Source organism: Streptomyces venezuelae (assembly GCF_008642335.1).
In the GTDB taxonomy this organism is placed as follows: Bacteria; Actinomycetota; Actinomycetes; order Streptomycetales; family Streptomycetaceae; genus Streptomyces; species Streptomyces venezuelae_F.
Window position 1 is genome coordinate 150871 of record NZ_CP029191.1, and the last position, 26448, is coordinate 177318.

The window sequence follows — 26448 nt, forward strand, 5'->3', positions numbered from 1 at the left end:
TGTTGTGTTGTGCGCGCGTTGGTCGGGGCAGGTCGGACCGGGCCGGGCCGGGTGGTGCAACGCGGTGGGGCGGGGCGGGTGCCCGGTGGCGGGCGGGCGGGTCCGGGGTGGAGCGCGTCCGGAGTGGGGCCGGTGGTCTGTGCAGTGTGCCCCATCCGGCTCGACGCGCACCCGGAGACGGCTCGAGTCCGCCTCGTCCCGTGCCGGGTGTGCGATGGGAGGGGGCGGGAGGGGGGTGGGGGTTGCTGCCCGGCTCTCGGCCGCCTGAGGCTGCGGCCTGGCTGCGGCCTGGTGTCCCGCCTGGCCTGCGGCCCGGACTCCCGGCCTGGTGCGCTGCCTGGCCTGCGGCCCGGACTCCCGGCCTGGTGCGCTGCCTGGCGTGCGGCCTGGTGTCCAGCCCGGTCTCCGCGTCCGGTCCGGTCTACGGTCCGCCGTCCGGTCCGGTCTTCGGCTCGGCGTCCGGGCCGGCGTCCGGCCGCTCGGCCGGGGCGCCGCGCGCGGGGAGCGGGTGCGGCGCGGGCAGCCCGGGTGGTCCACGGGGGCTGGGCGACCGGGTGGTTGCAGGGGGCTGGGCGACCGGGTGGTTGCAGGGGGCTGGGCGACCGGGGGCTGGGCCGCCGGAGCCCGGAGGCGGGGGCCAGATGGCGGGAGGGGGCTGGGGGCGCGGTGGCCGCACCGCCGGGCGGCTGGTAACCGGGCGGTCGGTGACCAGGTCGTCCGACCGCCGGGTGGCTGAGGCCCGGACCGCCGGTGAGCAGGTGTCCCGGCCGCCGGTGAGCAGGTGTCCCGGCCGTCGGAAGGCTGGCGCCGGACCGCCGGTGGCCAAGTGGCCTGCCATCGGAAGGCCAGGACCGGACGGCCGGTGAGCAGGTGGCCCGGCCTATCGGAAGGCCGACGCCCGGACCGCCGATGGCCAAGTGACCCTAGCCTGGCCGTCTTGCCAGTGATCAGGCGCCATGGGCCCGGCGGCGGCAGCCAGTGGCGGACGGCCGGTGATTGGGCAGCCATGGCGCCACGACCGGTAGCCCAACGGCCAGTGGCCGCAGGGCCGGTGGCCGGGCAGCCATGGGACCGACGGCGGAAGCCCAACAGCCAGCGGGCCAAGGGCCGGTCGCCGGACAGCCATGACCGACGGCGGAAGCCCAACAGCCAGCGAGCCAAGGGCCGGTCGCCGGACAGCCATGACCGACGGCGGAAGCCCAACAGCCAGCGGGCCAAGGGCCGGTCGCCGGACAGCCATGACCGACGGCTGGCCGCCGACGGCTGGCCGCTGACGGTCAGTGGCCGAAAGGCCGGTGACCAAGCGGCCCCGCCCGAGGACCGGCAGCCGGACGATCCGGCTGCCGGATGTCCACGGCCGGACACCCGGTAGCCGACAGCCGGCGGCTGTGGCCCGGGGGGACACCGAGCGGCCGTGGCCGGGCGACCGGCGTCCGGCGTCCGGACGGCCAGTCCCCAAGGGGCAGCCGGCCAAGCGGCCGGGAGCCAGGCATCCGGCGTCCGGACGGCCACCGACCGCACGGCCGGGCCCCAAACGCCCCTGGCCGTACGGCCGATACGGGAACGGCCGGGGCCGGACGGCCGAACACCTGCTGGCCCTGGCCCACCGTCCGGAAGTCGGTCATCCGGCGAACCGGAAGCCGGACAGCCGGACAGCCGGAGCCGAACGATCGCCTCCCGGACAGCCAGAAGCCAACGGCCGGAAAGCCAGGCAGCCGGACCACTGGAGCCGAACGGTCGGACGCCAACGTGCCCCGGCCAAACGGCCGTCAGCCGGATATCCGACGACCAGGCAGCCCGGCCCGAAGGGCCCGTCAGGACCTGGCCCTGGCCAACCGGCCGGTAACCGCACGATCAACGACCGGTCAGCCACCGACCGCACGGCCGGCGGCCGGGCAGCCGGCGAGCGGAAAGCCGTGCCGGGCGGCCGGGCGCCGGCTGGCCCGGCGAGCGGGACCGGCGGCCGCACGGGCCGGGGCCCACAGGCCGGCTGTCGGCGGGCCGGTGGCCGGGTATGCGGGCCGTCGGCCGGCCAGAGCCAGGTGTTGCGGGCCGTCGGCCGGCCGGGGCCAGGTGTTGCGGGCACCGGCCGGCCGGTGCCGGGTGGTTCAGGCCGCGTAGAGGTCGAACGTGGAGGTGCGCCGCGGCCCGGCCGTGACGTCCAGCTGGGGATCGACGGCCAGCATCGCCTGGTGCAGCCGCTGCACCTGCGGGGAGGGCTCCACCCCCAGTCCTTCGATCATGCGGATGCGCAGCTTGCGGTAGATCTCCAGGGCCGAGGCCTGCCGTCCCGAGCGGTAGAGCGCCACCATGGCCTGCGAGTGCAGCCCCTCATGCTGGGGGTAGCGCGCGGTCAGCTCGGTGAGCTCGGCGATGAGCTCGGAGTGCCGGCCCAGGCGCAGGTCGGCGTCGATGCGCCGCTCCACGGTGCCCAGGCGGGACTCCTCCAGCCGCATGACCTCGATCTCCAGGATGGGGCCCACCCGCACGTCCACCAGCGCGGGCCCGCGCCACAGCGCCAGGGCCCGGCGGAAGCGGTCGGCGGCGGTGGCGTCGTCCCCGTTCTCGAAGGCGGTACGGCCCTCGGTGGCCAGCCGGTCGTACTCGTGCACGTCCACGCCCTCGGCCGGTATCTGCATCAGATAGCCGCCGTGCCGGGTGGCCAGGACCTCCTTGGCGGTGCCGGGGGTGCCGGGCCCCAGCGCGGTGCCCAGGTGCCGGCGCAGCTGGAGGATGTAGGTCTGCAGGGTGGTCAGCGCGCTCTGGGGCGGTTCGGTGCCCCAGAGTTCCTCCATGAGCGTGGGGACGGGCATGACCTGTCCGGGATAGAGGGCAAAGAGGGACAAGATCTGCCGCGGCTTGCGTGCCGTCGGAACAATCGATCCCCCGTTGACCTCGGCGCTCAACGGACCCAGAACCTGAATCTTCATGGGTGTTCTCCGTACTTCGTCGAGTGTGTGTCTTGACTGCATTCCGTCGCCGCGGGCGCTCTTGGGTCGGGTGCGGGGCGTCCTCCTTTCGCCGTACGGGCCACGGGGCCCCGGTCGTGGAACAGGAACAGGAACAGGAACAGGTGCCGGAAGGGGAACCGGGACGGGGACGGGAAGGGGCAGGGGTGAGGCGGCGTCAGGCGCCGTACACGCCTTGCGGGTTGCACGCTAGGCGGCGCGGGCCAGGTGCGCCTGGCCCGGGGTGAAGCCGGTGCGACGGGCAAGGAAACGTTGTCGCGCACCGCCCCTCCCCCCCTTTGCTCCGTCAAGTCCTCACGTCCGTGAACGGTTCCAACTGCGGTGCACCGGTGCGCGGGGGCACCGGTGCGCGGCGGTACGGGCCCGCTGCCGCGGTGGGGCGCGGCAGCCGGCGGTGGTACGCGGGTGGTGCACGGCGTGGCCGGTGGGGGCGGCGCACGCGCTCTCCACGCGGCTCGCCCGCCGCAGATCTCGCGGCGGGCGAGTGCGTGGGGAGGGGAAGGGCAGACACAGGGGGCGGCGGGGGGCCGGGTGGCCCTGGCCGCCCGCGGCCGGCGGGGCCGCCGGCCCGGGGGGGCGGGTCAGCCGGTGGGCACCAGCCGCACCCGGGCCGCGGGAGGCGCGGCCCCCGGCACGGCCCCGGCCCCGGCGGGGGCCGGGGCCGGAGCGGCGGCCGGGACAACAGGGGCGGCAGGGGCGGCGGGGGTGGGGGCGGCGAGGTCGTGGCCGGCGGTCAGGATGGAGCGCTGCAGGCGCCGCAGCCGGGCCGAGGGCTCCAGGCCCAGTTCCTGCACCAGGGTGGTGCGCAGCCGCTGGTAGGCGTCCAGGGCCTCGCCGCGCCGCCCGGAGCGGTGCAGGGCGAGCATGTACTGGGCGTGCAGGCTCTCGTGGGTGCGGTAGCCGTTGACCAGGACGGTCAGTTCGGCCAGCAGCTCGCGGTGGCGGCCCAGGCGCAGGTCGGCCTCGATGCGCCGGTCCAGCGCGCACAGCCGGCTCTCGTCCAGGCGCTTGATCTCCATCTGCAGCTGCGGGCCGGCCTGGACGTCGGCGAAGGCGGTGCCCGACCACAGGGCCAGCGCCTCGCGCAGCTGGCGGGCCGCGCCGGCGCAGTCCCCGGCGTCCATGGCCCGGTAGCCGGCGCCCGCCAGCCGCTCGAAGGTCCGCACGTCGCTGGCCCCGCCGCCGCTGCACAGCAGATACCCGCCGGGCATCGTCACCAGCACGTCCTTGGCGCTGCGCACCGGCCCCGCACCGGCGCCCGTCCCGCCCGGCGCGGACCCGGCGCCGGTGGCCGCGGTGCCGGTGGCCGCGGTGCCGGTGGCGTCCGGGAGGGTGTCGCGCTCCAGCGCGGCGGCGATCAGCTCGCGCAGCTGCAGGACGTAGGTCTGCAAGGTGGTGCGGGCGCTGCGCGGCGGGGCCGCGCCCCACAGCTCCTCGGTCAGGGCGGACACCGGCACCATCCGGTCGGCGTGCAGCGCCAGCAGCGCGAGCACCTGGCGGGGCTTGGGGGCGGTGGGCGTGATGGACCGACCGTTTTCCCGCACCCCCAGTGCGCCGAGTACCTCGATGTCCACAGCGTCCCCCTGAAGGTGGTTGTTGCCGCTCGCGCCGTAGCCGCTCGCGGAGCCGATCCCCTTACCGCACCCAGATTCAAATAGATTCGGGGACCGCTGTCAATACAAAACCGCGTAGCTGGTTTCTAGCTGCGCTGGAGTCGACTTCAGGCGATCTACCTGCCATTTCTTGAGTGGATCTTGAGGAAGGGGCAGGTCACGCGGGTGCGGACGGGCGGGTTTTGGCCGCGGGTGGCCGGTCCGGCACGGGTGAGGGCGGACCGGGGCGGGCCGGGACGGGCCACCGGCCCGTCCGGGCGCCTGAAACAGCGGGTGTCCGCTGTTTTACTTTGGGTCTAACAGGGGCTGAAGTGCCGGGTATTTGCGGGGACTTGGCGGCGGGGCGGTGCCCGGAAGGGCGCGGGCGGTGCCCCGCGGGGGCGGGGGCGGGGTACGGAAGGGCCGGCCTGGGGCCGGAAGGGGCCGGGCCGGGGTCCGCAACGGCGGGTGGCGGGAGCCGCAAGGGGCGGGTTCCGGGCTCGGGAGGGGCGGGGTCCGGGCTCGGGAGGGGCGGGGTCCGGGCTCGGGAGGGGCGGGTTTTGGGCTCGGGAGGGGCGGGTTTTGGGCTCGGGTGGGGCGGCGGGGGCCCGCCGAGGGCGCCGGGGCCGCGCCGGGGGTGTTCCAGCCGCCCAAACGCAGGCGCTACGTGGTGCTCCGGCCGCCGGGGTGGCTGCGGTCCTGCGGGGCGTCCGGGACGGCGGGGTGGGCGGGACCGGCGGGGTGGGAGGTGGTGGCGGCCTGGGCGGTGGCGGGGTGGGGGGTCAGGCGGGGCAGCAGGAGGTCCCAGTACTGGGCCAGGGTGCGCGGGGCGAGCCAGCGGGGGTCGGTGCGGCCCAGCGCGGCGAAGCCGACGGTGGCCGCGACGACGGCGGCCGCGGCGCCGGCCGGGCTGATGCCGCCGGCCAGGGCGCCCTGGCGGCGGGCGGTGTGCAGCAGCGTCTCGACCCAGCGCTGCCAGGCGCCGCGCAGGTCCAGCGGGTCGGTGCGCCAGGGGGCGGGGCCCACCAGCTGGAACCCGGCGCGCACCACGATGTCCTGTTCCAGGGCGCGCAGCAGGGCGTTCCCGGCTGCGGCCAGGCGCTGCAGCGGGCCGCTGTGGTCTTCCTCGGCCTGGCGGGTGATGCGGTGCAAGGTGGCCAGCGAGGCCGCCTCCACGGCGCGGGCCAGGGCGTGTTTGTTCGCGAAGTGGAAGTGCAGGGCGCCGGTGCTGACCCCGGCCCGCCGGCTGATGGTGCCCAGCGTGGCCGGTACGAAGCCCTCCTCGGCGAACACCTCGGCGGCCGCCCGCATCAGTGACTCCCGTGTGCGCGCGGCACGTTCCTGCTGCACCATCGTGGCTCTCCTGGACTGGACACGGCCCCCGGGACCCGCACCGCCGGCCGGCCGCGGGCCCGTACCCGGCGCGGGACGGCCCGCCGCCGGCTCCGGCCGCCGGAGGCCGGCTCCCGGCGCCATTGTGCCGGTCGGGGCCGGCAGCGGCCCGCTGCCGCCCGGCGGTTGCCGGTCGGCGCGGCGAGTGCCGGCTGGCGGCTGGCGGCTGGCGGCTGGCGGCTGTTACCTGCCGGCGGTCGCTGATGGGCGGCTGCCGGCCGAGGGCGGACGGGCGGACAGGTGGCGGGTGGTGGGTGGTGGGTAGTGGGTGGCGGCTGTTACCTGCCGGCGGTCACTGATGGGCGGCTGCCCGCCGAGGGCGGACGGGCGGACAGGTGGCGGGTGGTGGGTGGTGGGTGCCGGTTGGCGGACAGCAGTTGCCGGCGGTCGCTGGCTGACGGTTGACGTTGCGGCTGGAAGCCGACCCGGGGGGCTGGTGGGTGAGTGGCGGTCTCCGGTTGCGTGGCCGGCGGTTGGCGTTGCGGCGGCCGGCTATCCGCTGCCGGCGAGCGGTTGCGGCCGCTGGCGGGCGACGGACGGTCCCCGGTTGCCGGCCGGTGACCGGCGGCCACCGGCTGCCGGCCGCCGGCTGCTGGCTGCTGGCTGCTGGCTGCTGGCCGGCATGGTGACGGCCGGGCGGCCCCGCGGCTCCGCCCCCCGGCCCTCGGGTCGCGGCCCTCGGGTCGCGGCCCTCGGCCCCGGCTCCCGCGGCGGGGCCGGGAGACCCGCAGCCCCGGAGGGCGCAGGCCCAGGGGCCCGGGCGCGGAGCGGTGGCCCGCCGGCCCTTGCGAACGCGCCGCCGGGACACGGGACTTCACTCCCCCAGACCCCAGGCCCCGGGAACCGGGCCCCGGTTCCCGGTTCCCGGGCCGGGGGGCTTGGGCGGCCCGGGGCCGGCCGGGGCGGTGTGCGCGGCTGCGGGTGCCGGGGGGGCGGCGCTCTGTCCCGCGTACTCCCGCAAGGGCCGGACAGGGACGGTGCCGGGCCGGGCGGACGTGGGCGGACGGGCCGGTGGGCCGGGGGCGGTTACTGCGGGGGGTTGCCGTGTTTGCGGGAGGGCAGGTCGGCGTGTTTGGTGCGCAGCATGGCCAGCGCGCGGATGAGGACTTCGCGGGTGGCGGCGGGGTCGATGACGTCGTCGACCAGGCCGCGTTCGGCGGCGTAGTAGGGGTGCATCAGCTCGGCCCTGTACTCCTTGGCCAGGCGGGCGCGCATCGCCCCGGGGTCCTGGGCGGCGGCGATCTGCTTGCGGAAGATGACGTTGGCGGCGCCCTCGGCGCCCATCACCGCGATCTCGTTGGTGGGCCAGGCGTAGGTGAGGTCGGCGCCGATGGACTGGCTGTCCATGACGATGTAGGCGCCGCCGTACGCCTTGCGCAGCACCAGGGAGATCCGCGGGACGGTGGCGTTGCAGTACGCGTAGAGGAGCTTGGCGCCGTGGCGGATGATGCCGCCGTGCTCCTGGTCGACGCCGGGCAGGAAGCCGGGCACGTCCAGCAGGGTGAGGATCGGGATGTTGAAGGCGTCGCACATCTGGACGAAGCGGGCGGCCTTCTCCGAGGCCTCGATGTCGAGGACACCGGCCAGCGCCTGGGGCTGGTTGGCGACGACGGCGACGACCTGGCCGTCCAGGCGGGCCAGGGCGCAGATGATGTTGCGGGCCCAGCGCTCGTGGACCTCCAGGTACTCGCCGTCGTCCAGGAGTTCGGCCAGCACCTGGTGCATGTCGTAGGGGCGGCTGCCGTCGGCGGGCACCACCTCCAGCAGGCGGGGGGTGGGCCGGGCGGCGGGGTCGGTGCAGGCCGCGGCCGGCGGGGCCTGGCGGTTGTTCGAGGGCAGCAGGGACAGCAGGTAGCGGACCTCGGCCAGGCAGGTCTCCTCGTCGTCGTAGGCGAAGTGGCACACCCCGGAGGTCTCGGCGTGCACGTCCGCGCCGCCCAGCCCGTTTTGGGTGACGTCCTCGCCGGTGACGGCCTTGATGACGTCGGGGCCGGTGATGAACATCTGCGAGGTGTCGCGGACCATGAACACGAAGTCGGTCAGCGCCGGGCTGTAGGCGGCGCCGCCCGCGCACGGGCCCAGCATCACCGAGATCTGCGGGATGACGCCGGAGGCCTTGGTGTTGCGCTGGAAGATGCCGCCGTAGCCGGCCAGCGCCGCCACGCCCTCCTGGATCCGGGCGCCGGCCCCGTCGTTGAGGGAGACCAGCGGCGCGCCGGCCGCGATGGCCATGTCCATGATCTTGTGGATCTTGGTGGCGTGCGCCTCGCCGAGCGCGCCGCCGAAGATGCGGAAGTCGTGGGCGTAGACGAAGACGGTGCGGCCCTCCACCGTGCCCCAGCCGGTGACGACCCCGTCCGTGTACGGCTTCTTGGCCTCCAGGCCGAACCCGGTGGCCCGGTGCCGGCGCAGCTGCTCCACCTCCTGGAAGGAATCCTCGTCCAGGAGCAGGGCGATGCGCTCGCGGGCGGTCAGCTTGCCCCGGGCGTGCTGGGCCGCGGTGGCCTGCTCGCCCGGCCCGGCCAGCGCCTGCGCGCGGATCGCGGCCAGCTCGGCCGCCTTGCCGCGCGCCCCGGCCCCGGCTGCGGCTGCAGCCTCGGCTGCGGCTGCGGCTGCGGCCTGGGCTGCGGCCGTGTCCGGTGTGGAGGGCTCCGTCACCGTCGCCACGACGGTTCCCCTTTCTCCTCGGTCGGCCCGGCCGGACCGCGGCGGGCCCCGGTAGCGGACCGCAGCGCGCCACGGACCGGACCGCTGCAGCGGATCTCATGTCCGGGAAATTTCCCGTTACCCAACACCCCCGGGACCCCCAGGGCTCCCAGGACCCCCGGGGCCCCCAGGACCTCCAGGGTCCCCGGGACCTCCCTGGGCCCGGGGACCCTGGGGTCCCGCGCCCCGGGCATCCGGGACCTGGCCTGGGGCCGTTCCGGGCCCCGGGCCGGGTGGTGGTCCGGGCCGGGTGGTGGTCCGGACCGGGTGGTGGTCCGGACCGGGTGGTGGTCCGGACCGGGTGGTGGTCCGGACCGGGTGGTGGTCCGGACCGGGTGGTGGTCCGGACCGGGTGGTGGTCCGGACCGGGGGCCGGTTTCCCGGCCCCCGGGCCCGGCACCGTTCCCGGGCCCCGGGCTGCCCGGCCCCGAAGCCGGGTTCCGGCTGCGGATCCAGCACCGTCCCCGGTCCCCGGTGGCCGGTTTCCGGGTACGGCATCGCTTCCAGGCCCCGGGTGCCCGGCGCCGGGCTCGCGTCCCGGCCCGGGCACGACTGCGTTCCCAGGCCGTCCCGGCCCCGGCCCAGCACCGTGTTCCCGGTCCTGACTGCCGTTCCCGGCCCCGGGCCCAGCACCGTTCCCGGTTCTGACTGCCATTCCCGGTCCCGTTCCAGGTCCGTTCCCGGGTCCAGTTCACGTTCCCGGTTCCTGTTCCCGGGGCCAGTTCTCGTCCCCGGATCCGGCTCCGTTCCCGGCCCCAGTTCCCGTTCTGGGCCCTGGTGTCCCGTTCCCGGTACGGCTCCGTTCCTTGTCCCGGCCCCGGCCCCATCCCGGCCCCGGGGCCGGGATTTCAGTTCCGGAGGGGGCGAGTCGGTCCCGGCCCGGTCCCGTTGCCGGTCCCGGGTCGGTTCCGGTTCCGGTACGCGTCCCGGTTCGGGTGCCCCCTTCCGGGAGGGGCGGGCCGGCCGGCGCCCGGGGCCGGGGCGGTGCGTGTGTGTCAGCGCCAGCTGTGCGGTGCCCGGTAGGCCCGGGCGGCCTCCGGCGGGCGCCAGGCCTCGCTCCGGCGCGGCGCGTGCGGCCGGTCCTCCCCGCCCGGCGGCCGGCCGGCGGCCAGCGAGAGCAGTGTCACGGCAACAGCGGCGAGCTCTTCGTCGCTGGCCTGCCCGCGCTCGATCCTGAGCAGGGCGGTCCTACGTTCGGCAGCGTCCATGACCCCACCTCCCCTTTAAGCGCCAACGGTCGACCGCCGGGCTCAAAACAGGCTCGGGTCTGCCTGGAGCTGCCCGCACACCAGCCCGCACCGACCACCCGCCCCAGGACCGCACACCCACCCCAACACCCCTCCTGCCGCAAGACGGCCCCGGGCCCGGCCACCCGGGGGGCACCCGCAAGACGGCGGACCCGCACGCGCGGATGGGCCCCACACCGCGACCGACGGCCCCGCACGGCGACGGCCCCACACGAACAACGGCCATGCGCCCGGCACACGCCACCGAACCAGCCCACCCCGCACACCACCCCCGCCCCCAGCACCAGCACCAGCACCCACGAACAGCCCGGGTCCCGGCCGTACGCGGACGCCCCCCGCCCAGTGCGACACCACGTCAGCCACCCGGCGGCAGAGGGCTCCTGAACAGCACAACCGGCACCGCCCGGCCACAGACCCTATGCCCGGCACCGGCGCGCACCGCGACGGCGCCCCCCCTTGCGGCCGCTCCCCCACGGCCAGCGCCCCCAGACCTCCTGCACCGCCCGCAGCCCGATCCGCTGCCGCCCCTCCAGACCGTCCGCGGGCAGCCAGCCGGCCTCAGCGCTCCCCCTGCAGCCCAGCCGCCGCGCACGGCTGCCACGGCACCGCACCCCCGGCGCCCACGACCCGACCCCCGCAGCCGCACTCAGGCCCCGGCACGCCAGACCCGCACACCCCGGCCCACGCCCCCCGCCGCGGCCTCCCCGCCTCACCCCCAGCCCCGCCCCACCCCGGAACAACATCCCCCGACTCCGCCCCCCGGGCCCCTCCCACCCAGCCGACGCACCGACCAGGCCGCACCCTCCGCACCGACCGGACCGCACCATCCGGGCCGGACCGTCCGGGCCGGGCCGTCCGGGCCGGGCCGCTGGGGCCGGGCCGTCCGGGCCGGGCCGCTGGGGCCGGGCCGTTGGGGCGGCGGCAGGGCCGCCCAGGCCCGCGGCGGGGACAGCCTGAAGGGGCAGAGGTGACACACGGTTTCATTAAAAACCGCTTGTACGGTTTTTAACGGGGCTAATGTCACGGGCATGTTCCCCGCCCCCGCCCTCCCGCCCGGCCCGCCCCAGGGCCGGAACGGAACCCCCGGCTTCCGGCCAAAGCAGCCCCCGCCGCCCCGGGCCCGCCCCACGGACACCTGCCGAGGTGGCCACCGCGCGGGGACCGGCGGACAGGCAAGCGGAATGCGTCACGCCGCACCGTTCCCGCAGCGGGGTTCGGCCCGCCTCTGGAGATCAAACCGGCAAGTTGGTTTTATACGCGGTCTGGACACGATTCGTGACGGGAGTCACCAGTGAGCAAGCAGGAACGGGCCACCCGTACCCGCAACGCCCTCATCCTCTCGGCCGCCGAGCTGTTCGAGCGGTACGGCTACGTACGGGCCAGCCTGGACGAGATCAGCTCCGGCGCCCGCGTCAGCCGCGGCGCGCTGCACTTCCACTTCGAGAACAAGGCGGCGGTGGCCGACGCCGTGGAACAGGCCGCCGCCCGCACCCTGCGCGCGACCGCCCAGGCCATCCCGCTGGGCCAGAGCAGCGCCATCCAGAGCCTGATGGACCTCTCCCACCGCATGGTCCACCTCCTGCACCACGACGTGGTCGTCCGCGCCGGCTTCCGCCTCAACTGCGACACGGGCCCGCGCACCCCCCTGGACCTGCGCCAGGAATGGCAGGCCTGCGTCCGCCGGCTGGTCACCCGCGCCGCCGACGAACGCGCCCTGGCCGCCGGCGTCTGCCCCGACGGCCTGGTCGCCACCGTGGTGGCCACCACCGTGGGCCTGGAAGTCCTCAGCCGCGCCAACCGCGGCTGGCTCTCCACCTCCTCCCTCACCACCTTCTGGCAACTCCTGCTCCCCTCCGTAGCCAGCCCACCCACCCTGCCCACCCTCCAACCCGGCGGCACCCCCACCCCCTGACCCACCCCCCACCACCCCACGCCCTGCCACCCGGCCTAGCCCAACGAACCCACAACAGACCAGAACCCAAAACCCGACCACGCCACGGACACGACAGGAAGAAACGAGACGAGACAGGACGGGGCGGGACGGGAAGGGGCGGGACGGGAAGGGAAGGGGCGGGACAGGGCGGGACGGGACAGGGCGGGGCGGGGCGGGACAGGGGGGACGGGGCGGGGCGGGGACGACTGGGCCGGGCAGGCCGGGCCGCCCCGGGGCCTCCCCGAGGCGCCCGGCCCTCCCCTCTCCCCCTCCCGGATAAGGCGCCCGCGCGGAACCAGGCCCCGAAGACACATCCGCCCCCCGGCAGCCGCGGGGCGGGCCAACACCGGGCAGAAGCAGGGGACAACGCCCCGGCCCGCCGGCAACACCCGGCAGGCCCGGGCACGTCGGCAGACGGCCCCGCAGGGCAGGGGTCAAGAGGCAGGAAGCCAGGGCCCGTTATCGAACGTGCACGCTAGGCTGCCGGCAGATCATCCCGCCCCCCCCCGGGCGGGAAACAGGCACCCCGGCGGCACACCCCGCCCCAGCCAAGGAGACACCCGGCCCATGACCCCGCCCCTAAAGAACCTCGCCGGCAAGGTCGCCCTGATCACCGGAGCCAGCAGCGGCATCGGCGCCGCCGCCGCCCGCGTCTTCACCCGCGAAGGCGCCCGCGTGGTCCTGGTCGCCCGCCGCGAGGACCGCCTGCAGACCCTGGTCAAAGAACTCCGCACGGCCGGCGCCGACGCCTCCTACTGCACCGCCGACGTGCAAAGCGCCCCCGACATGCAACGCGCCGTCGCCCACACCCTCAACACCCACGGCCGCCTGGACGCCGCCTTCAACAACGCCGGCGCCGCAGCCGCCAAAACCCCCCTGCACCTCATGGACGACGCCACCTACGACCTCATCATGGACACCAACGTCCGCGGCGTCTGGAACTGCCTGCGCCCCCAGATCAGCGCCATGCTCACCACCGGCGGCGGCGCCATCGTCAACACCAGCAGCGTCGCCGGCCTGGTCGCCACCTCCGTCGCCGCCCCCTACATCGCCGCCAAACACGCCGTCATCGGCCTCACCAAAGTCGCCGCCGTCGAATACGCCCCCCACCACATCCGCGTCAACGCCATCGCCCCCGGCCTGACCCGCTCCGAAATGGTCCAGGACTGGTTCACCCGCCACCCCGCCCAAGAAGCCAAAAGCAAAGCCTCCTCCCCCCAAAACCGCATGGCCGAACCCGAAGAAATCGCCGAAGCCGCCGCCTGGCTCTGCACCGACCACGCCTCCTTCATCACCGGCACCACCCTGACCATCGACGGCGGCGCCACCACCTGGTAACCCCCACCCACCACCCCACACACGACCCCACACCAACCGGTACAGCTCTCACCCCGCAGTGCCCGCACACGCCAAGCCGGACAGGCGACCGGAAACTCCCAAGTCACCGCCCTGCCGACACTCCAGGCGGCCCAACCCGCCACACGCGTCCAGCCTCGGAAGGGCCCCGCACAGCCACTCCACACCCGGCTACGACGGAAACCCCCGCAGGCCCGCGCACCCCAAGCACACCGCAGCCCCCGCACCCAAAACACACCGCAAGCGCGCGCACCCCGCAAGCGCGCGCACTCAAAGCGACCCGCGGGCTCAGGCACCCAAAGCGACCTGCAAACTCGCGTACCCCAAGCGCCCCGCAGGCTTACGCACCCACGGCAGGAACCGGACCCAAGAGGATGCGCCTGGACCACCACAACCCAGGCTTGGCTGATGGCCTGTTGGTCGGGCCCTGGTGTTCGGCGTTCCGGTGGTGGGGTGCCTGCGGGGGTATGGCGGGGCGGTTGGGGTCTGTTGCGGGGAAGGCGTGCCCGCTGCCGTTGTAGTGCTGCGTGTTCAAGTGGCCTTGATGGGGAAGTCGCGGCTGCCGGAGGTAAGCCGCAGGTGCTGTCGCTCCGGCCGGTGTGAGGGCGGGGATGTTCTCCGTCCGGTGGGTGCTGGACGGCCGGCGAAAGGCACCCAAAACCCGGAACCCGGAAAAATCAACCGCAAAAATCCAAGACCACCAGGCGGCCGAGAAAACCCGGCACCCAGACCACCAACCCCGCCCAAACCCAGCACACAGAAAAGCAGCCCGCGGAAACCAACATCCCAACAACGCCGACCGGCACACAAAAACCACAACCAAACCCAGCAGACAGAAAGACACCCGCCAGCCCGAAAACACAGCCGCCCCCGCAAAAAAACCTGGCAGCCCAACACCCCTATCCGGCGTCGAGGACCCGGCCCAAAACCAGGACTATCAGCCGGCACGAAGCACCCGGAACCACAACCCAGGCGACCGCCAGAAACAAAAACCAGGGCAAAGCCGACCGGCACGAAGAACCCCGGAACCCAGACCGCCCACCGCACCGAAGAAAACAAACACAGAATCACCGGTCAGGCGCGAACACCCAGCACCCAGACCCCCGACCCGGCCCAAAACACCCAAAAACCCTAAAAGCCAGCCACCCAAAACCAGAAACTAAAAAGCGCCCGGCCAACCGGCACGAAGAACCCGACCACTCAGACCGCCCACCGCCCGCCGCCCGCCGCCCGCCGTCCGCCGCCCGGCACAGCAAACCCCCCGCCCAGCACCTCAACCAGCCACGCACCCCCAGCACCGGACCCCCCACGCCCACCGCCGGCAAAACCCCATCCCCGGACACCCCGACACCCCCCACACAACACCCGCGCACCACACCCCGGAACCCGCCACCCTCACCCCGCCGACGTCGGCACCAGCGACGGCTGCGCAACCGACACCGCCTCCGCATACAACCGCGCCCCCCGATCCGGCGCCAAATCCAACCGCGCCAACACCGCCGGCACCGTAATCGCCGGAATCACATGATCATACAAAACCGAAATCCGCCGCTCCACATCCGCCAGACCACACTCCAACTGCGAAAACAACTGCACCCCATGAAACGCCGACACAATCAACTCCGCCGTCTGCCGCGGCACCACATGCGACAACACCTCCCCCCGCTCCTTCGCCTCCGCCAACGTCTGCGCCGACAACTCAATCCACGCCGGCCACGCACTCCCATAATGCTCACGACCCTGCGGATCCGACGACAACACCGCCCCCGCCCTCACCACCGGATCCCGCGGCAACCGATGCGCCAACAACAACCCCGCATCCACCCACTCCTGCACCTTCAACTCCTGCACAGGACCCGCAAACGCCACCTGCGCCTGCAACACCCCCCGCGCCAACGCCTCCTTCGAATCAAAATGAAAATACAAAGCCCCCTTCGTCACCCCCGCCACCTGCAAAATATCCGACACCGTCGCCGCCGAATACCCACACTCCGCAAACACCACCGCAGCAGCCTCCAACACCGCCCGCCGCGTCCGAACAGCACGCTCCTGCCGCGCCACCCCACACACCACCCCTCCACACACCCACACCAACCAAACCCAACACCAACAACACCAAACCCAACACCCACCCAAGCAGCCAAGCCGGGTCGCCAATATAACGTCTTGCGCGGCCAGAATGTGTACATTCTCATCGCATGAGCTCAGGAATAGGCGCCAGCTGGAAGCGCGATCGGATCGGGAGCGCCCTTAAAGGGGAGAATCCCACCGTACTGCGGAAGATGACCGCGGGGTTCGCTGTGATCGGAGACGTGCAGTTTCTGCCGGGGTACTCCGTACTTCTCGTCGACGAACCCGGAGTGCAGCGGCTGTCGGACCTGCCCAAGAAGCGGCGGTTGCAGTTTCTGTCCGATATGGACCAGCTGGGGGAAGCGGTCGAGAGAGTCTGTCGACGGATGGATCCCGCCTTCCGGCGCGTGAATCTGGAGATCCTCGGTAATAGGGATCCCTTTCTGCAAGCCCACGTATGGCCGCGCTACGAGTGGGAACCCGCGGACCTTGTCGGCGTACCGGTCTGGCTCTATCCGCGTGCACGGTGGAGTGACGAGCGGTTCGCGCTCGGACCGCGGCACGATGCGCTGCGGGTGAGCATCGGTGCCGAGCTCGACGGGCTTGCCGCAGGCGACTGACCTCCGCACCGGACTCGCACCCCTGCACCGGATCTGCACCGGACCGGCATCAGACCTCGTTGGACCTGCATCGGACCTGCGGACCGGGCAGTTCCCGGTGCGGTGATCGTGGTGCGTCGCGCTGATCAGGACCCTGACCTGACCTGACCTGACCTGCGGCTACGTCAGCGCGCCTCGTAGAATCCCGGATGAGTACGCGGATATCCCGACCCGGACCGCCGCCGGTGCCCACGTCCCTGCCGACCGCGAGGGAAGACGGGCCGACTCCTGCCCTTCTGCCATCGCCGTCCGGGTTTCCCGTCGGCCCTGCCCCGGAATCGCACTGTCTTGAGCACCGACGAAATAGTCGACACACAGCCTGCTGTCCCCGCAGCCGCAAGTGCAGGCACAACCGCAACCCACACAGCGACTCCGTCCGCCGTAGCCGTTGCGCCTCGCACCCGCCCTCGTACCCGCTTCTCCGCCCGGCTCGCCGGTCGTGCGCCCGCTCCGCCCTCGCCCGGTGCCGCCTTGCACAACATCAGCGCCGCGACCGCCGTGCTGCTCGTTCTGGTGGCGATAGGGTCCGTCATCCACGAGCCCGTGCTCATACCCCCACTGGCCGCGTCCGCGGCGATCATTCATTGCGCGCCCGGATTGCCCCTCGCTCAGCCTCGCAGTGTGATCGCCGGGCATCTGCTGTGCGCCGCCGTCGGCTACGCGGTCCTCGCCGCGGCGGGGAGTTCCCCGTGGGCGGCAGCCCTCGCCGCCGGGATCGGTCTCGCCGTGATGACCGTGGCCCGTACCCAGCACTCCCCCGCGTGCGCGACCGCCGTCGTCATCGTCCTGAACACGCCGCGCCCTGCCACCTTCGTACCCCTGCTCGTGGGGTCCGCGGGGCTGCTCGTCCTCGCCGGCTGGGCCGCCTCGTACGCCCGTCCCCGTACACCGCGCTACCCCGCCTACTGGTGGTGAGCCCTGCGGGCGGGCTGTAGGGAGCCCAGCGGATAGGGGAGCGGGAGCTCGGTAGGCAGTAGAGGGACGGGTCCGGCGATAATCGCGTGACCTCGTCTGCCGGGCTCGTTATCCTCGGCCACATGAACGTCACAGGCCCACGCACCAACGCGACCGCGCGAGCGACCAGCTCGCCGGTTGCCGCCGCCTGACGTCTGACGTCGACATCTGACGTCCTTCCCTCTCCATCGGCGACCGGAAACGGCCCGCCGATGGCGACTCGTGGCTCGTATCCGAACCACCGATGACCGTCGATCGATCCACCCACCGGTCCATCGATCGATCAACTCGTCGAATCGTCGACCCACCGTCGTGCGGACCGTTGTCCGGTGCCTCCCCGCTGAACAGCTAAATCAGCTAAGGAGCCACCTACCCCATGAACACCGATCACGTCGTTCGCACCTTCGTCGACTACTTCCGTGAGCGCGGACACCGTCGTATCACCGGGTCGACCCTGCTGCCGCCGCCCGGCGACCCCGTACTGTTCACCACCTCCGGCATGCACCCCCTCACCCCGTATCTGGAGGGCCGCCCGCACCCTCTCGGCAACCGGCTCGTCAACGTGCAGCGCTGTCTGCGCACCACCGACCTCGAAGAAGTCGGCGACCCCACACATCTCACCGTCTTCCAGATGCTCGGCACGTGGTCGCTCGGCGACTACGAAGGGCCGCAGAGTCTGCGGTGGGGGTACGAGCTCCTGACCGAGGGGTTCGGTGTCGATCCGGGCATGATGTACGCCACCGTCTTCGGCGGTGACGACCGTACCGACCCCGACACCGCTTCCCTTGAGATGTGGGAGGAGCTCGGGGTTCCGGTGGAATTCACCGTGGACGACAACTGGTGGTCCAACGGGCCCACCGGGCCGTGCGGTCCCGATTCAGAGATCTTCCTCTGGACCGGCGGGCGGAGCAATGACGCCCCGATCCACTCCACCCACACCCACCCCCACTCCACCCACCCCACCCCTTCCCAGGACAACCGTTGGGTCGAGATGTGGAATCACGTCACCATGCGCTACCGCCGGCTCGACGACGGCTCCCTCGTCCCACTCCCCCAGCGCAACGTCGACACCGGACTCGGTCTGGAACGGCTCGTCGCCACCCTGCAGGGCAAGTCGTCGGTGTTCGAGAGCGACATCTTCGAGCCCTGGCGCCGGCTCGTGCCGGGGCTGTGGCCGCTGGACGAGACGTCGCTGCGGCTCGTCTGCGACCATCTGCGTTCCGCCGTCGTGGTCATCGGCGACGGGGTGCGGCCGACCAATACCGGTCGCGGGTACGTGTTGCGTCGGCTGGTGCGGCGTCTGCTGACCGTCCTCTGGCGTGAGGAGGGCGGGTCGCGCAGTCTCGGGGATCTGCCGGACGAGCTGGTGCGGCACACTCTGGATCACTTTCGTCAGGGCATGGACCCCGTCGACGTACGCGTGATCCTGCTCGACGAGGAGCAGCGGTTCCGTCGGCTTCTGGAGCGAGGGCGACGCATTCTGGCCCAGCCGCGGTTCCGCGGACCGTTGGACGAGGAGCGCCTGCGCTATCTCCACGACACGCACGGTCTGCCGCGCGATCTCGTGCTCAGCCTGCGGTCGCGCGAGTGATCGGGCCGCGATTGTGCTTGCGGTCGCTGCCGTGATCGCGACCGTAAGCACAACCGCAACCGCCACCGCCACCGCCACCGCAATCGCAATCGCCCGAGTACTGACCTGCACGGGTGCACAGGGCGGGCCGGGGAGCCTGCGGCCCGCTCTCAGACCGCCGCGTCCGCGATCAGCTTGAGGGCGAGCGCCTCCGTTTCGGCGTCCGCCTTCTCCGGGCTGCCGGTGTCGTACGGCGGGTCCGGGTCGTACTCGACCGCCAGTTGCATCGCCTCCGCCACCTCGGTGCCCGAGAGGCGGGCGGCGAGGTGCAGGCCCATGTCGATACCCGCGGAGACGCCCGCTGCCGTGATGATCTTCCCCGCCTCGACGAAGCGTCCGGGCTTGTACGTCGCGCCGACCTTCTCCAGGTACGGTCGCGCCGCCCAGTACGTCGTCGCGGGAAGGCCGCGGAGCAGGCCCGCCGCCCCCAGGATCAGTGAGCCCGTGCACACGGACGTCGTCCAGACCGACCGGCGATGGACGCGGCGGATCCACTCGTGGACCGTCGCGTCGCCCAGCATCGCCGTCACTCCTCGATCCCCTCCTCCGGGGACCAGCAGGACATCGGCACGGTGTACGTCCCGCATCGCGCGGTCCGCCACCAGGCTCAGCTCCCCCGTGTCCGTACGGACCGGGCCCGCCTCGCGGGCGACCGTCGTCACCCGCAGGCCCGGGACGCGGCAGAGCACCTCGTACGGACCCACCGCGTCCAGCGCCGTGAAGCCGTCGTAGAGCAGCACGGCGGCCTCCAACCGGGCTTTCCCGGACGCCGCCCGCGCCGGTCCCGCGCCCACTCCGACCGCTGCCGCGGCTCCAACGGCTCCAACGGCTCCAACCGCTCCCGCGACCGCCGCCCCCGACACCGCGCCCTTCAGCACCCCGCGCCGACTCGGCCGCACCCGCCGATCACCGGCCCCGGTCGCTCCGCCATCCCTGTGCACATTCACCAATACCCGCCTCTACTAGGGGAGTTGACGCACCTTCCACCCGAGTAGTCGTACTTCGTCGGTCCCTAGTTCCGCAGTTCCGCCCGTCCTTACCTTTCGGGTAATCGACGGAGTGATCCCCCTCGGCGAGAGTTGGCTCATCGCACCACACGCCACACGCCACACGCCACACGCCACACGTCACACGTCACGCGACACACAACACACCACCGGCACCGCAGCGAAAGGACCCACCCCATGCCGAACTTCGAAGGCTGCGACGGGACGCGTCTCTTCTGCACCGACTGGGGGCAGGGCAAGCCCGTCGTCTTCGTGGCCGGGGCCTGGCTGGCCAGCAGCTCGTGGGAGTTCCAGATGCTGCCGCTGGCCGGGCGCGGTCTGCGCTGCGTCGCCTACGACCGGCGGGGGCACGGTCGCTCCGACTGGGTCGGTCACGGCTTCGACTACGACACCCTCGCCGACGACCTCGCCGCCCTGCTCGACCACCTGGACCTCCGAGAGGTGACGCTGGTCGCCCACTCGATGGGTGGCGGGGAGGTGATCCGGTACCTCTCCCGGCACGGGTACGACCGGGTGAGCCGGGTCGCGCTGATCGGGACCACCGCGCCGTTCCCGCTCGCCGCGCCGGACAATCCCGAGGGCGTGCCGCGGGAGATATTCGATGCCATGACGGCCGAGCGGACCAAGGACCGGCCGCGCTGGATGGCGCAGAACTCGCAGGCGTTCTTCGCGACGCACCTGGGCAACAGTGTCTCCACCGAGCTGATGGACTGGATGATCCGGCAGTGCCTCGACTGCTCGGCGATCGCCGCCGTCGAAGCGGTGAAGACCGCGTTCCGCACCGACCTCCGCGCCGAGGCCGCCGCGATCGAGGTGCCGGCCCTCATCCTGCACGGCGACGCCGACGCCTCCGCTCCCGTCGCCCTCTGTGGTCGGCGGCTGGCCAAGACGGTGCCGGACAACATCTATAAGGAGTACTCCCTGGCCGGGCACGGTATCTGCGTCACCCACGCCGAGGCCGTCAACCGGGACCTGCTCGACTTCATCGGCGCCGCCTAGCCCCGGCGCGCACATCTGTGTCACTTAGACTCGAACAATGGCCAAGTACTTCGACGTGCACCCCGACAACCCCCAGCGCCGCAGCATCAGCAGCGTCGTCGACGGGATCCGCTCCGGCGCGCTCGTCGCGTATCCGACGGATTCCTGTTACGCGCTGGGGTGTCAGCTCGGCAGCCGTGACGGCATGGACCGCATCCGGTCGATCCGTCGGCTCGACGACCGGCATCACTTCACGCTGATGTGCGAGAGCTTCGCGCAACTGGGGCAGTTCGTTCATCTCGACAACGACGTGTTCCGTGCCATCAAGGCCGCGACGCCCGGCAGTTATACGTTCATCCTGCCCGCCACCAAAGAGGTGCCCCGGCAGATGATGCACCCGAAGAAGAAGACGGTCGGCGTGCGCATCCCCGATCACACGGTCACCCAGGCCCTCCTCGCCGAGCTCGGCGAGCCGCTGCTGTCCAGCACGCTGCTCCTGCCCGACCAAAAGGAGCCGCTGACCCAGGGCTGGGACATCAAGGAGCGCCTCGACCACGTCGTGGACTCGGTCATCGACTCGGGCGACTGCGGTACCGTCCCGACCACCGTCATCGACTTCTCCGACGGCGAGGCGGAGATCGTGCGGCGGGGAGCCGGCGACACCTCCCGGTTCGAGTAGCCCCGCCGGCTCCGACAGCCCCGCCGGCTCCGACAGCCCCGACCGGAGGAGGTGCTGTGCTCAGTCCACCGGCGTGCAGCAGCCGTCCCTCCGCATCAGGTGGCCGACCTTCAGCCAGTACGCCTCCCCCTCCCTCGGCCGTCGCTGTCGCTGTCGCCGTCGCCGCTCGAACGCGGCGGTCAGGTCCGCGGTCCGGTGGAGCGTTCCGCCACGGAGTACCGACACCGTCCGCACCATCGCGTCGAAGTCCGTGAACGGGTCGCCGTCCACCATGGTCAGGTCGGCGACCTTGCCCGCTTCGACCGTGCCGAGGTGCCGGTCGAGGCCGAACACCTGGGCCGGCCGTACGGTGGCGGTGCGCAGCGCCTGCGCCGGGGTCAGGCCGCCCAGGTGGAGGGCGCGCAGGCCCAGGTGGAGGGCGAGGCCCACCGGGACGATGGGCTGGTCCGTGCCGAGGGCCACCTGGCCTCCCACCGACAGGATGCGGCGGTAGATGTCGGTTTCGCGACGGAGTGTCGCCAGTTGGGCGTCCGTCGGTGGTACTGCTGCCCCCGCCTTCACGGCAGCCGCGTCCCACGGTGGCATCACCGCGGTGACACGCGGGTCGTCCGCGAGTGCCGGGTCCGCGCCGAGCAGGGGCGCCGAGGTGAACGGTGTGGCGATGAGGGAGAACGCCGCGCCCCGCGCGCTGTAGATCTCGACGACGTCGTCCCACGCGCGGCCGGTGGCCGTGATGGCGTGCCCGAACTCCGCGCGCTGCGTGGCCTGCAGATGGGTCGTCAGGTCCTGGCCGAGCTGGATGCCGGGTGAGAGGAGGTGGCCGCCCGTGCGTACTCCCAGCTTCTCGTGCGCGAAGCGCGCCGCCTCCTCCATCACCCATCCGGGCGCCCGCACATAGGTCTTGACGAAGTCCCAGTCGAGCGCCGCCCCGCGTCGCAGCGAGCGTTTCAGTGCCGCCCTGCTCCGGTGGGCTCGGCCCATGCTGTACGCGACGCGGGCACCGTCCAGCAGTTCGCCGGTCGTGAGCAGGCGGGGGCCCGCCAGCTCTCCCGCGTACACCGCCTCGCGAATGCGGGCCTGTTCGTAGGCGAAGCCGCCCAGTGAGACCGCCGTGGTGATGCCGTACGTCAGCTGGCCCGCTGTCTGACGCCCGCCGTAGGTCGTCTGCCAGGGGTGCGTGTGGGTGTCCCACAGGCCGGGGACGACGGTGTGGTGCGAGGCGTCGACGCGGCGGTCCGCGGGGCGGGCGGGGCCTGCGGGGCGGTGGGGGCGTACGGAGGTGATGCGGCCGGCGCGGACCACGATGTCGACGTCGTCCCGCACCTCGTCCCCGGTGCCGTCCCACAGCCGTCCCGCGTGGACGACGACGTCCGCGGGCGTGGGCCTGCGCTGGTCCAGCGGCACCCGGATGGTGCGTGGACGCTCCCCGCCGGCACCGACGCCGACTCCGGATCCGGCTCCGACTCCGGCTCCCACTCCGACGAGGCGAAGTCGCCCGTTCGACAGGTAGAGGAGCGACTTCGAGTCGCCCGCCCATGACGGGTGGTCGGCCGATTCGTCGGAGAGCACCCGCAGTGCGCCGCGCGGCGTCCCGTCGGGACGCACGGGCAGCAGGCACAGCGCCGATTCGACGATCACTGCGAGCCAGCGGCCGTCCGGCGACCAGACCGGTCCCGAGTCGTAGCGGTCGGAGAGCGAGGCGTGCGGGGCCACGGCATGCAGGCGGTCCGCTCCGGTGCTCGCGTCGACGACGCGGATCAGGTTGTAGCCCTCGCGGAAGCGGTTGTTGATGCGGTTCCGGTCGCAGAGTGCGATGTGACGGCCGTCGGGCGACCAGCTGGGGCGGCCCGGGAGGCCTCCTCCGCCGAGGGGCGTGACCAGCGCGCGTTCGGTGCCGGACGCGAGGTCGCGTACGACGAGGCGGCCGGTCATGTCGAGGCAGGCGAGCCGTTCGCCGTCGGGCGAGAGGGCGGGGTGGGTCCGGCCGCCGGTCGCCAGTGCGGTCTCGGTGCCGGTGGCGAGGTCGTGGCGGTACACGCCGAGCAGTCCGTCGCGGTCGTCGGCGTAGATCAGGGACTTGCCGTCCCGTGTCCAGGTCGGGGCGAGCAGGTAGCCGGTGGCCGAGGCGCGGTGCAGCCGCCGGGGTGGCTTGCCGCCCGACGCCGCCGCCACCCAGAGGGAGTTGAGCGCGGCGAAGGCGATCCGGCGGCCGTCCGGCGAGAGGGCGGGCAGGTGGATGCCGCGCGTGGGGCGTGCCCGCCCCAGGCCCAGGTCGTACTCCTTGACCCGGTAGCGGGGGCGTTGCACTGGCAGGGTGGCGTCGAAGGGGATCACTTCCGGGTCACGGGCGTGCGGACGACGCCGGTCGGGATCCTCCGGCCCGCCCCCGACGTCAGCACGTACACGACCCTCCGGCCCGCCCCCGCCGTCGGGACGTACGAGCGTGAAGCGGCCGTCCAGTGTGAGCAGCAGCCTGCCGTCCTCCGTCCAGCGCGGCGGCACGGGAGCCAGGTCGCCGTCGAGCGCGACAGGCCTGCCGTCGACGACCAGCGTGCAGGACGCGTCGGGCGCGGCCGTGGTCCGCAGGTGGGCGAGGCGTTCTCCGTCGGGGGCGAGGGCGGGCGTCATGACCTGCGCCTTCGCGGTCTCGGTGTGGGTGACGGCGACGGGGCCCGCGCCGTCCGCGGGGACGGACGCGATGGTGCGGGCCTCCAGCGTGCTGCCCGTCTGCGTCGCGACCGGTCTGCCGCGGACGAAGAGGAGTCGTCCGCCGTCCGGTGACCACGTGGGGTCGAAGTCCTCCCACGGTCCTTCCTGCAGCGGGCCGTCCTGGCCGGGGCGGCCGGTCACGCGGACGATGTCGCCGCTCGCGAGGTCCAGGACGTGGATGCGGTACGAGCCGCCGCGCACCGGATCGCCGCCCCGCTCCGACGCGAAGGCGATCCGCGTACCGTCGGGCGACCAGGCGGGGCCCCGGTCGTCCCAGGGCCCCTCCGTGCGCTGTCGCAGCCCCGTTCCGTCGGGGCGCATCGTCCAGATGTGGAAGCCGCCGTCCTGGTACGCGCAGAACGCGACCGACGTGCCGTCCGGCGCGTACACGGGCCGGTTCGGTTCGAGTCCGGCCGGTGTCAGCGGCACCGCCTCACCGCCGGTGCGGGGCAGGGACCACAGGGTGGCCTGCGCCTCGACGATCAGGCGGTCGGCGCCCGGTGCGAGCGTCGCCGCGCCGTTCGTCACGCGCGTGAACGAGAGGGGCACCGTGGTGCGCGGGCGGGCCGGCGCCGGGGTCGCGGTGCCGAGGGCGGCGACGGCCCCGGACGCGCCCGCGGCGACGAAGAGTTGACGTCGGGACAGAGGCAACACGGTGTTGTGCCGGTCACAGTCCATGACACAGAACACTCGCCCATCGGCACCGCCGGAGACAACACCCATCGACGCCAACACGCCGATGTCCCGCATCTCGTCACTGTCCTACGTGGGGAACTCGCCGAGCCAGTCGCGCTTGAGGAGGTGCTTCGGCAGGTACGGCGACGTGTCGTCGACGGGGAAGTCCGAGTCGTACGCCAGGCATGCCAGCGCGAGCGGGCCGAGGGCGATGCGGTTGTACAGCGCGGTGGTTCCGGCGTCCGGCCTGTCGCTCCAGTACCTCTCGTGGTGCGCGAGCGCTTCGGCGAGCGTCGTGGTGAAGGCGTCGCGGTCGCCTGCGATCAGGCGGTGCATGAGGGCGGCCGGCTGGTAGTCGATGAGGTTGAGGAAGTCACCGGGAGTGCGGGTCGCGACGTCGGGGTGGGAGGTCTCCATCGTGGCGATGAGGTGCTGGACGACGTCGTCCATGGGCTGCCTGAGCCAGAACGCCCGGAGTGTCTGGATCCAGTGGAAGACGTATTCGTCCGCGAAGGCGGCCCGGCGCAGGTCGTCCAGCGGCACGTTGCAGAGCAGCGTCAGGCGGTCCCGTTCCCTGCAGACGGCGGCGAGGTAGAAGGCGTCGAGCCAGGCGCGGGCGTCCGCGCCCGGTACGGGTCCGGTGGCGGGCAGGCGCAGGGTGCGGTCGGCGATGCGGCATTCGACCGTGCCCTCGGTGGCGACGGTCGTGCGGAACAGTGCCGAGCCGGTCTGCATCGCCCACACCCACGCCTCCCAGGTCTCCAGGCGCCCGCCGTCGGGGTCCGCGGCGAAGCGGACGTCGCTCAGGCGCTTCGTCGCGGCGAAGGTGTGGGCGACGCCCGCCTCGCTCTGCGCGAGCCTGACGATGCCCGCGGCCGCGGCGGCGGGGTCGAGGTCGGCGGCGTCGGCCTCGGCGCCGACCGGCTCGCCGGAGGGAACCGCGGCCGCGACGGCCTGCGGCTCCGCGGGGGCTGGCGCGCTCTGCGCGTGCAGCTTCTTCATCAGCTCCATCAGCTCGGGCGGCGGCACCACGGAGAAGGAGCGGGTCTCGTGGTCGATGGCGGTGAGCGAGGTCAGCTGCCCCTCGTGCCACCAGTACAGCCGCGGCGAGAGTGCGCCGGGACCGTCCTCGTAGGCGCCGAGCGCGTACGCGCCCAGGTCGTTGACCGCGTCGACCACCGTGCCGTCCTCGATGGGGTGGAACGCCAGCAGGTTGCGGCTGGGCAGGACGACGAGCGCGCCCGCCTCCGGCAGGTCCTTGCCGGTGGTGGCGCGGGCCAGTTCGGGGAGTACGAGGGCTTTGCTGGCCACGAAGTGGGAGTCGCCGTACACGGTCCACAGCCGCGCGCCCTGCGGCCCTGTCGCCTCGTCGTGCTCGACGAGTTCGCGGATCAGGTTGTTGCGGGCGGCCACCCAGAGCTGATCCGGTCCGACGCTCGCCACGTCGTGGTCGGTGAGAATGCGCACGGAGGTGGGCGTGTCGAGGGCGAGCGCAAGGAGCAGGCCTTCGGCGACCGGGCGCGTGTAGCGGAAGCTGTTCGCCATTTCGCCGGGGAAGGCGTCGTCGGGCAGGAGCCGCAGGACGGTTCCTTCGAGCAGTTCCCGCGCGCTCTCCCCGCCCCGCGATCCGTTCTCCAGCGTCGTGAAGTGCTGCTCGACCAGCCGGGGCCAGTGCTCCTCCGCGGCGGCGCGGCACTGGTGCGCCAGGTTCGGGAGGGGGCTGCGGCGTCCGTCGCCCCACAGCACGGCATCGCCCTCGATCCGCGGGCGTATCCCGTGGCGGGTGAGGAGGTGATCGGCTGTCAGGCTCCGCAGGCGTTCGGCCTGCGGGAAGGTCAGCATCGGCAGGTGGGGATCTGGTGCGTGGTGTTCGTTCACCCGGTGACTCTACG

The 26448-nt window shown here is 73.0% G+C and carries 16 protein-coding genes; 7 read left to right on the forward strand and 9 right to left on the reverse strand.

Features of this window, described 5'->3' with window-relative positions:
• Positions 1-2108 precede the first annotated feature (2108 nt).
• The 5 genes from DEJ49_RS00675 to DEJ49_RS00700 form a co-directional block, all read right to left on the reverse strand.
• Positions 2109-2930 (reverse strand): AfsR/SARP family transcriptional regulator, encoded by an 822-nt coding sequence (locus tag DEJ49_RS00675; protein ID WP_150181867.1) that lies wholly within the window; start codon positions 2928-2930, stop codon positions 2109-2111.
• 620 nt (positions 2931-3550) lie between these two features.
• The gene (locus tag DEJ49_RS00685; RefSeq protein ID WP_150181869.1) at positions 3551-4543 is read right to left on the reverse strand and encodes an AfsR/SARP family transcriptional regulator; all 993 of its coding nucleotides are present in this window, start codon (positions 4541-4543) and stop codon (positions 3551-3553) included.
• A gap of 681 nt (positions 4544-5224) precedes the next feature.
• Positions 5225-5914, reverse strand: coding sequence for a ScbR family autoregulator-binding transcription factor (locus DEJ49_RS00690; protein ID WP_150181870.1), 690 nt, complete (start codon positions 5912-5914; stop codon positions 5225-5227).
• 1065 nt (positions 5915-6979) lie between these two features.
• Positions 6980-8503 carry an acyl-CoA carboxylase subunit beta gene (locus tag DEJ49_RS00695; RefSeq protein ID WP_223833145.1) on the reverse strand — a complete coding sequence of 508 codons (1524 nt, stop codon included), beginning with the start codon at positions 8501-8503 and terminating at the stop codon, positions 6980-6982.
• Positions 8504-9654: 1151 nt separating this feature from the next.
• Positions 9655-9867: an acyl-CoA carboxylase epsilon subunit gene (locus tag DEJ49_RS00700; protein ID WP_150181871.1), complete on the reverse strand. Its 213-nt coding sequence runs from the start codon at positions 9865-9867 to the stop codon at positions 9655-9657.
• 1330 nt (positions 9868-11197) lie between these two features.
• On the opposite strand from DEJ49_RS00700, the gene DEJ49_RS36685 reads away from it, so the two are divergent.
• On the forward strand, positions 11198-11818 hold the full coding sequence (locus tag DEJ49_RS36685; protein ID WP_150181872.1) for a ScbR family autoregulator-binding transcription factor: 621 nt from the start codon (positions 11198-11200) through the stop codon (positions 11816-11818).
• 588 nt (positions 11819-12406) lie between these two features.
• Positions 12407-13177, forward strand: a complete 771-nt coding sequence (locus tag DEJ49_RS00715) for a glucose 1-dehydrogenase (protein ID WP_150181873.1) — start codon at positions 12407-12409, stop codon at positions 13175-13177.
• Between the two features lie 1413 nt (positions 13178-14590).
• On the opposite strand, the gene DEJ49_RS00720 is transcribed toward DEJ49_RS00715, so the two are convergent.
• Positions 14591-15256: a ScbR family autoregulator-binding transcription factor gene (locus DEJ49_RS00720; protein WP_150181874.1), complete on the reverse strand. Its 666-nt coding sequence runs from the start codon at positions 15254-15256 to the stop codon at positions 14591-14593.
• A 137-nt stretch (positions 15257-15393) separates the two neighbouring features.
• On the opposite strand from DEJ49_RS00720, the gene DEJ49_RS00725 reads away from it, so the two are divergent.
• The 3 genes from DEJ49_RS00725 to DEJ49_RS00735 all read left to right on the forward strand — a co-directional run bounded on the left by DEJ49_RS00725 (position 15394) and on the right by DEJ49_RS00735 (position 18469).
• On the forward strand, positions 15394-15885 hold the full coding sequence (locus DEJ49_RS00725; protein ID WP_411757124.1) for a diadenosine tetraphosphate hydrolase: 492 nt from the start codon (positions 15394-15396) through the stop codon (positions 15883-15885).
• 510 nt (positions 15886-16395) lie between these two features.
• A complete protein-coding gene (locus DEJ49_RS00730) occupies positions 16396-16839 on the forward strand; it encodes an HPP family protein (RefSeq protein ID WP_223832665.1) in 444 nt (147 codons plus the stop codon).
• A 415-nt stretch (positions 16840-17254) separates the two neighbouring features.
• The gene (locus DEJ49_RS00735) at positions 17255-18469 is read left to right on the forward strand and encodes an alanine--tRNA ligase-related protein (RefSeq protein ID WP_150181875.1); all 1215 of its coding nucleotides are present in this window, start codon (positions 17255-17257) and stop codon (positions 18467-18469) included.
• 149 nt (positions 18470-18618) lie between these two features.
• Here the strand turns inward: DEJ49_RS00735 and DEJ49_RS00745 are convergent, their stop codons facing one another.
• Positions 18619-19371, reverse strand: coding sequence for a DJ-1/PfpI family protein (locus DEJ49_RS00745; RefSeq protein ID WP_150187955.1), 753 nt, complete (start codon positions 19369-19371; stop codon positions 18619-18621).
• A gap of 321 nt (positions 19372-19692) precedes the next feature.
• Here DEJ49_RS00745 and DEJ49_RS00750 point away from each other — a divergent pair, with 321 nt between their 5' ends.
• On the forward strand, positions 19693-20514 hold the full coding sequence (locus DEJ49_RS00750; RefSeq protein WP_150181877.1) for an alpha/beta fold hydrolase: 822 nt from the start codon (positions 19693-19695) through the stop codon (positions 20512-20514).
• A gap of 37 nt (positions 20515-20551) precedes the next feature.
• The gene (locus DEJ49_RS00755; protein WP_150181878.1) at positions 20552-21172 is read left to right on the forward strand and encodes an L-threonylcarbamoyladenylate synthase; all 621 of its coding nucleotides are present in this window, start codon (positions 20552-20554) and stop codon (positions 21170-21172) included.
• A gap of 60 nt (positions 21173-21232) precedes the next feature.
• Here DEJ49_RS00755 and DEJ49_RS00760 read toward each other — a convergent pair whose 3' ends face one another.
• Together DEJ49_RS00760 and DEJ49_RS00765 are read right to left on the reverse strand one after the other, a co-directional pair.
• Positions 21233-24559, reverse strand: coding sequence for an amidohydrolase family protein (locus DEJ49_RS00760; RefSeq protein ID WP_150181879.1), 3327 nt, complete (start codon positions 24557-24559; stop codon positions 21233-21235).
• A gap of 84 nt (positions 24560-24643) precedes the next feature.
• A complete protein-coding gene (locus DEJ49_RS00765; protein WP_223832667.1) occupies positions 24644-26434 on the reverse strand; it encodes an immunity 49 family protein in 1791 nt (596 codons plus the stop codon).
• Between the last annotated feature and the right edge of the window lie 14 nt (positions 26435-26448).

Excerpts from the sequence above, each read along its gene's own strand:
- DEJ49_RS00675 (WP_150181867.1), bottom strand. The coding sequence starts at position 2,930 with ATGAAGATTCAGGTTCTGGGTCCGTTGAGCGCCGAGGTCAACGGGGGA.
- DEJ49_RS00690 (WP_150181870.1), bottom strand. The coding sequence starts at position 5,914 with ATGGTGCAGCAGGAACGTGCCGCGCGCACACGGGAGTCACTGATGCGG.
- DEJ49_RS00700 (WP_150181871.1), bottom strand. The coding sequence starts at position 9,867 with ATGGACGCTGCCGAACGTAGGACCGCCCTGCTCAGGATCGAGCGCGGG.
- DEJ49_RS00715 (WP_150181873.1), top strand. The coding sequence starts at position 12,407 with ATGACCCCGCCCCTAAAGAACCTCGCCGGCAAGGTCGCCCTGATCACC.
- DEJ49_RS00725 (WP_411757124.1), top strand. The coding sequence starts at position 15,394 with ATGAGCTCAGGAATAGGCGCCAGCTGGAAGCGCGATCGGATCGGGAGC.
- DEJ49_RS00735 (WP_150181875.1), top strand. The coding sequence starts at position 17,255 with ATGAACACCGATCACGTCGTTCGCACCTTCGTCGACTACTTCCGTGAG.
- DEJ49_RS00750 (WP_150181877.1), top strand. The coding sequence starts at position 19,693 with ATGCCGAACTTCGAAGGCTGCGACGGGACGCGTCTCTTCTGCACCGAC.
- DEJ49_RS00755 (WP_150181878.1), top strand. The coding sequence starts at position 20,552 with ATGGCCAAGTACTTCGACGTGCACCCCGACAACCCCCAGCGCCGCAGC.
- DEJ49_RS00760 (WP_150181879.1), bottom strand. The coding sequence starts at position 24,559 with ATGGACTGTGACCGGCACAACACCGTGTTGCCTCTGTCCCGACGTCAA.